This is a genomic window from Leptospira montravelensis (assembly GCF_004770045.1).
In the GTDB taxonomy this organism is placed as follows: domain Bacteria; phylum Spirochaetota; class Leptospiria; order Leptospirales; family Leptospiraceae; genus Leptospira_A; species Leptospira_A montravelensis.
In genome coordinates this window covers 1-6,060 of the sequence record NZ_RQFO01000024.1, presented here as the reverse complement: position 1 = coordinate 6,060, position 6,060 = coordinate 1, and the positions used below count along the sequence as shown (strand labels likewise).

The following is a 6,060-nucleotide window of genomic DNA, read 5'->3' as shown; positions in this document are numbered from 1 at the left end:
TCAGAATTAGGATGTTTATTAATAAAATCATCAAGTTTCTTCCAGCTAATAATATGCACTTCATCCAAGAATATCGCAAAATGAGATTAGTCAAATTCTTTTCTATTATTATAGGAAAGTTTTCTTGCGATTTCGTATAACGAACCAGGCTACCCGAAGTTCCTCGGAGCTGAGCCTGCTTTGCAGGCGTTAGCGTCGGCACGACACTTGCGGAGGCAAGAGGCGTGCCGGAGAGGAATTTGCCGAAGGCCGAGCGAGGGCGAAGACCCGAAGCGAAGTGGGTAGCCGATGTTATGCGCAGTCATAATTATAAATTACTTGCACTTGATTTTCTTTGTCCATCTATGATAAGAAGATTTATTTTCTTTGAATTCATCTTTTTAAATTCTTCCTTTAATGCTTTAATTTTTTTATCATGGTCGCCGATTTGAATAACAACATAAAATGCATTTTTAGCTTTTTCTCCAGCAATATATGCTGGTAACTGTTTATTTAAACCATCAATTAATTTAGTGTTTGATGAAAGTTTAAATTCGATTAACGTAATATCTTTTGAAGAGAGGCTATATTTGAAATCTACTGGTCCGGGACCAGAATTTGATTCTGGCGTAACAGTAATGCCTGATTCTTCTAAAGATACTAGGGATAAACCATGGAATATTTTTTGTGAGTGTGATTCTTTTAATACATTCCCATGATCATCATATAAATTTTTCCATAACGCATTGGATTCAATTTGATCCTTAAAATAGTTTAGAACTCTTTTTGCAGCAGCAAATGTATTTTCCTTTTTTATACTAAAGTTTAAATTTTCTATTATAATTTCGATTGCAGACCGGTAAGATTCTTCATTAAAAGGATCCTCTTCAAAATTATAAGACTTCATTGATGCCTTTAATTGATTTAGAATTTCATGCAGAACTTCTGGATTTTTTACAATTTCTCCTTTAGCTGCTCTTTTTAAATCTGACTTTGTAACTTTATTCCATTTTTCTCCAACTACTTTATTTACTCTATTTCTTAAATCTTCATTATGACCGACTATGTTTATAATATCTGACTTGTCCGTTGCTTCAGGTAAACGTCTTAAAATATCCTTTGGTAATAATATGATAGGATTATTATTTTTTGGATTATATGGAAGTTTATAGGTAATATTATTAATTTTAGTTTCTAAAAGTTTTGTATTTTTACAGCCAGATAAGATTTCATTGGTATATTCAATGAAATGTGGTAATAATATATTTCCAACCATGTCGCTTATGCGATCAGCTCCTATACCTTCTTCTAAAAAACCAACAATAGTGAATATTTCTGGGTCGCTATAGCCAGCCCTTATTATATCTAGAGAAGTTTTCAAAATTCTTTCCGAAAGCGTGGATGTTAGGCCACTTCCTTGGTTAGAATGACCATATCCCAAATGAAAGGCAGATATTTCCTTAAAGCTAAATTGTTTTATACTTGTTCTCCAAAAAGTATCACTTTTGTCTGCGTTTTTGACATTCTTTAATATCAAGAGAAGCTTTTTGAAATAATCTAAAAAATCTGGATAGGATTTAGAAATAATTTTAGAAGATGATTTTGGAATTAAAATTGGATCTATATAGTATTTTGAATCTCTGAATAGAATTGGATCAAAATAGTTGAATTTTAGAATAGTTTTACTTTGAGGTTGATAAACTTGAGAGAACGTTAATTTCATTTTGGTGCTCCTATTTTTTATTATGATTGCGCATAACGAAATAGCCTTAACGACGTAGGCTGACCCTGAGTCCCGGAACGGGACGTTAGGGACTGGCCACGACACTTGCGAATGCAAGGGGAGTGCCAGAAGCCTATGTGTCGCAGACCGAGCGAGGCCGTAAGTGCCGAAGCGAAGCGTTAAGGTGCTGTTATGCGCTGGTCCCTAGTTATTGAATTTGATGTATTCTCCAAAAACCCAACCTTCTTTTTGATTTGAATTTTTTAATAAACATCCATTATAAGAATCAGAGATAGGAGAAATTAAATACCAGAAATTTTTTTTATCACCTATATAATCTTCAGTTTTTGTTTTAGCAATAACCGTAATCATATAATTTTTAGGAATGAACGAAATTTCCTTATTACTTAAGTTTTCATCATCCAGGTGACTAAAAAAGCAATCGAATGATTTTGAATCTTTCGAAGGTTTTTCTCTCATTTTTAGATTAGAAGTAACACTGGCGTTTTTTAAACCTTGAGTAATAACTTGAATTCCTTTGAAGTTTCTAATTAATCCTTCATTTACTTTTTTACTTTTATTGTATAAAACTAGTTTGTTGTCACAAGATAAATATTCATGATATGTAATAGATTGTTCATCAATTTTCGTGATGCATTTGAAATTTTTTAATTCTTTGTTTTTACAATTTGAGATAACATTAGAGAAATTATAAATATTTTCTGAAAATATAAAACTAGCTGTAAAACCGTCGCAGCCATCTCCTTCACCATTTAGAAAATATAAAGCTGTTAAATTTTCCAATTGTAAGATCATTTCGTTTGAACTTATGGAGTTCTCCCCGAATATTAATTTTTCCGATTTTAAAGCTAATGGGAGGAGTAGAATGACTATAAAGGATATTTTCTTTTTCATTTTTTTTTTTTCAGATTTTAGGGACTTGCGCATAACGAACTAGCCTAACCGACGTAGGCTGACCCTGAGTCCCGGAACGGGACGTTAGGGACTGGAACGACGCTTGCGCAAGCAAGAGGAGTGCCAGAAGCCTATGTGTCGCAGACCGAGCGAGGCCGTAAGTGCCGAAGCGAAGCGGTTAGGTGCTGTTATGCGCAGTATTATTGTTTAAGATTTTTCAGAAAGAAATAAGCCGATTCTAAATCGTCTCCTAATTTATTTACTAATCCCTTCGGTTCATGATTTTTTAATAATTCTATAAGAGAATATAGATTTTTTTGAAACTTCAATCCTTTTTCACTATTAAAATTTTCTTTATCTATCATCTTGCTTAAGGATACCAAGCTATCTGCTGAACTTGCTAGGCTATATTCAGATTTCCCTTTATAAAAGAGTTCGGTAGCTAATATATAATCAAGCCCAGAATCAAAGAGTCTATTTCTGAAAAGATTCATCATAGCCTGAAGATGTGCCATTGCTCCGAATTGTCTTTTTTTCTCATTCTCCATACTATCGTTAAATTCAGAGAATTTTTCTGAAACTATGGCTTCTATAATAGCTTTCAATTTTTCTTCTGTTTCATTTTTTATTGTTTGGTTTTCGTTTTTTAAATTTATAATTTCGGATTCATATTTTTTATCAATTTCAGCTAATAGAGTTTTAAATTCGGCAGATTGTTGCCTTCTTTGAAGATAGGAGATTAGTAGCGGTAATATAATTCCTACAATTGTTACACTTGCCGCGATTATAGTTGCGAGGACTGTAACCAATGAAAGCCAAGCATCGCTATAGAATTTATTTATAGTTTCTAAAATTAATTGTATATTATTTGTAGTATTGTCCATATTTACCTTTAATTTTTATAATATTGCGCATAACGAACTAGACTAACCGACGTAGGCTGACCCTGAGTCCCGGACGGGACGTTAGGGACTGGAACGACGCTTGCGTAAGCAAGAGGAGTGCCAGAAGCCTATGTGTCGCAGACCGAGCGAGGGCGCAAGTCCCGAAGCGAAGCGGTTAGTCGCTGTTATGCGTAGTTGCTGCTTTTAATTTGTTGATTTGTCTATTCGACGGATTTCGTTAATTACTGATTCAGAGATCCAGATACCTTTTCTTTGAAGTTCATTGATCTGTTTTTCTAAATCATCTATTATTCCTAGTTTTTTTGCTTTCGCTAAAATTCCAAGGGTCCCAGTTATTTTTAGTCCGAGATTTTTTGCAATTTTTCTAGCTTTTAAATCATCCAAGATAACTAGAGAGTTTTTTGTTTCTAGTGCTAGAGCAATAGTAGATGCTTCTCCACTATCTAAAATTTGTTCAAGAGATTTAACCGAAAATTCTTGGTTAGGGTTTTTGATTTTTATAAAGTTTGGTATATTTTCACCGAATTCAGTTTTTACTGTATCAGTTATTATAATAGAATTGTATAAACTTTTTAAAAGATCAAGTTGTTGTATTTTTGAAAGAAGAATTAAGCAACTTGTATTTGAAATTACGTCAGGCATTCTCTAAATCATTTTTAAGATCATCTGTAGAATATCCAAATAGAATAGAAGAACCATAATTCTTCATCACATCAATTAAGGATGATTTCGAAAGATTGACAATATCGGCAGCTTGCCCTATAGATATTTTACCCGTTTCATACAACTTAACAGCCATTGCCATTTTAAAATCATATTCATTTAGATCTATTTGATCGGGAACTTGGAAGCTTAAAGATTTCATGATTGTTATATAAAAACGTATGTTATCGAAATTCAAAAATCAAACTATTTTTCATCTCCTATTCTTTGAATTTTTTGGAAATTTTGGTATTTTTTGATAAAAGCAATGTTTTGCAGCAATTACGCATAACGAACTAGTCTACTCGACGTTCCTCGTAGCTGAGCCTACAAAGTAGGCGTTAGCGTCGGCGCGTCTTCTTGCGTAGCGAGAAGCGTGACGGAGAGGAATGTGCCGTAGGCCAAGCGAGGCCGTAAGTGCCGAAGCGCAGTGAGTAGACGCTGTTATGCGCTGGCCATTTCATTAGGAAATTGGTTTAAAATTAACTGAATTTGTTTTTGAAGTCTTCCCATAATATATTTTGTAAAGTATGATGGAAATGGATTTCCATTCTTTGTTCAAAAGGTTTTTCTATCTTATCGCAATAGATTTTACAATTTAAAATCAGTTCTCGACTATATTGAGGGTTTATGTAAATATTGCCTTCTAATTGAATCTTATCTTTAGCATGGATTGATTCAACAGTAGAATGAATAGTAATTATTTTGTTTCCTTTTTTTACTTCTATTTCATTCGGAATTGAAAAATGCGGTAATTTTCGAATATAATCTGAATTATATTCGTCAGGTTCAATTGGTTCGTCTCCGTTCTGAACTATTTCAATATCTCTATCAGCTATCTGAATTTCGATTTTAATATTTTTAGCCTCTATGTTTCCAGAATTTTCGAGAAGAAAATTTGATTTTGCATATTTATATTTGAAATTGAAATACTCAAATAGATTTCTATTAAACTTTTTGTTAATGCCTAATGCTGGATAAAGTCCATTTACTCCAAAATATTCTGGAATATTGTCTAGAATACAAAATGGTTTAGTTTGTAAATAAATCTGGTCGCCGAGACTTTTTTCTGATTGTATGTCAAAGAATGTTAATTTTAATGTTGGTTTTTTGGATTCTTCTTCAAGTGGAAGACCCATTTTACTTATTTCTTCGATACTTGCTTCTGCAGTTGAAGATCCTCTTCTGACATAAACGACATTGGCTTTTAAATTTCCGAAATTTTTTTTAAGATAAATTGGTCTTTCCTGAATTGGAATTTTAAATATGCCAAAAGTATTTCCCTGAAATGAGTATGCTTGATAACTGAAATGGCATGTTCTATTGGTTTTTGAGTTTAGTAATTGTTGAAATGTGGCATCATCTATATGTTCGTTTAATCCAATCAACTCATTAGGCTTATTGCTTTTTTCTAATATTCCTAGAATAATATAAGCTTCTGTTTTTCTCCAGGAATTAGCCATAGATAATATATCTTTTATAAATTCTGATTTTTCATAATCCGTAGATTTTGAAATTTTATATTGATCTCGCTTGAAATCCAAGCTGTCACCTTCGGAAAGGTACAAAAATTGCTGAAATATGTTATCGTTCATTTTTTAGAGGTTATGGTTTAATGGCTTGCGCATAACGAACTAGACTAACCGACGTAGGCTGACCCTGAGTCCCGGTAACGGGACGTTAGGGACTGGCCACGACACTTGCGTAGGCAAGGGGAGTGCCAGAAGCCTATGTGTCGCAGACCAAGCGAGGGCGTAAGTCCCGAAGCGAAGCGGTTAGTCGCTGTTAAGCGCAGTTCTGAATTGTTTAAAGTATAAGTATATTTGTAAATGTGAA

6 protein-coding genes are annotated in these 6,060 nt (G+C 33.4%); all 6 read right to left on the bottom strand.

Annotated features, from left to right (window positions below; all coding sequences use genetic code 11):
- Positions 1-307 precede the first annotated feature (307 nt).
- The gene (locus EHQ31_RS18770; RefSeq protein ID WP_135575084.1) at positions 308-1,702 is read right to left on the bottom strand and encodes a hypothetical protein; all 1,395 of its coding nucleotides are present in this window, start codon (positions 1,700-1,702) and stop codon (positions 308-310) included.
- A 204-nt stretch (positions 1,703-1,906) separates the two neighbouring features.
- On the bottom strand, positions 1,907-2,617 hold the full coding sequence (locus EHQ31_RS18765; protein WP_135582933.1) for an SH3 domain-containing protein: 711 nt from the start codon (positions 2,615-2,617) through the stop codon (positions 1,907-1,909).
- Positions 2,618-2,817: 200 nt separating this feature from the next.
- On the bottom strand, positions 2,818-3,501 hold the full coding sequence (locus tag EHQ31_RS18760) for a hypothetical protein (protein ID WP_135575082.1): 684 nt from the start codon (positions 3,499-3,501) through the stop codon (positions 2,818-2,820).
- Between the two features lie 204 nt (positions 3,502-3,705).
- Positions 3,706-4,164: a PIN domain-containing protein gene (locus EHQ31_RS18755; protein ID WP_135575081.1), complete on the bottom strand. Its 459-nt coding sequence runs from the start codon at positions 4,162-4,164 to the stop codon at positions 3,706-3,708.
- Positions 4,157-4,387 (bottom strand): UPF0175 family protein, encoded by a 231-nt coding sequence (locus tag EHQ31_RS18750; protein WP_135575080.1) that lies wholly within the window; start codon positions 4,385-4,387, stop codon positions 4,157-4,159. Before EHQ31_RS18750 ends, EHQ31_RS18755 begins: the two co-directional genes overlap by 8 nt.
- 319 nt (positions 4,388-4,706) lie before the next feature.
- Positions 4,707-5,819 (bottom strand): AlbA family DNA-binding domain-containing protein, encoded by a 1,113-nt coding sequence (locus EHQ31_RS18745; RefSeq protein ID WP_135575079.1) that lies wholly within the window; start codon positions 5,817-5,819, stop codon positions 4,707-4,709.
- Positions 5,820-6,060: the final 241 nt, after the last annotated feature.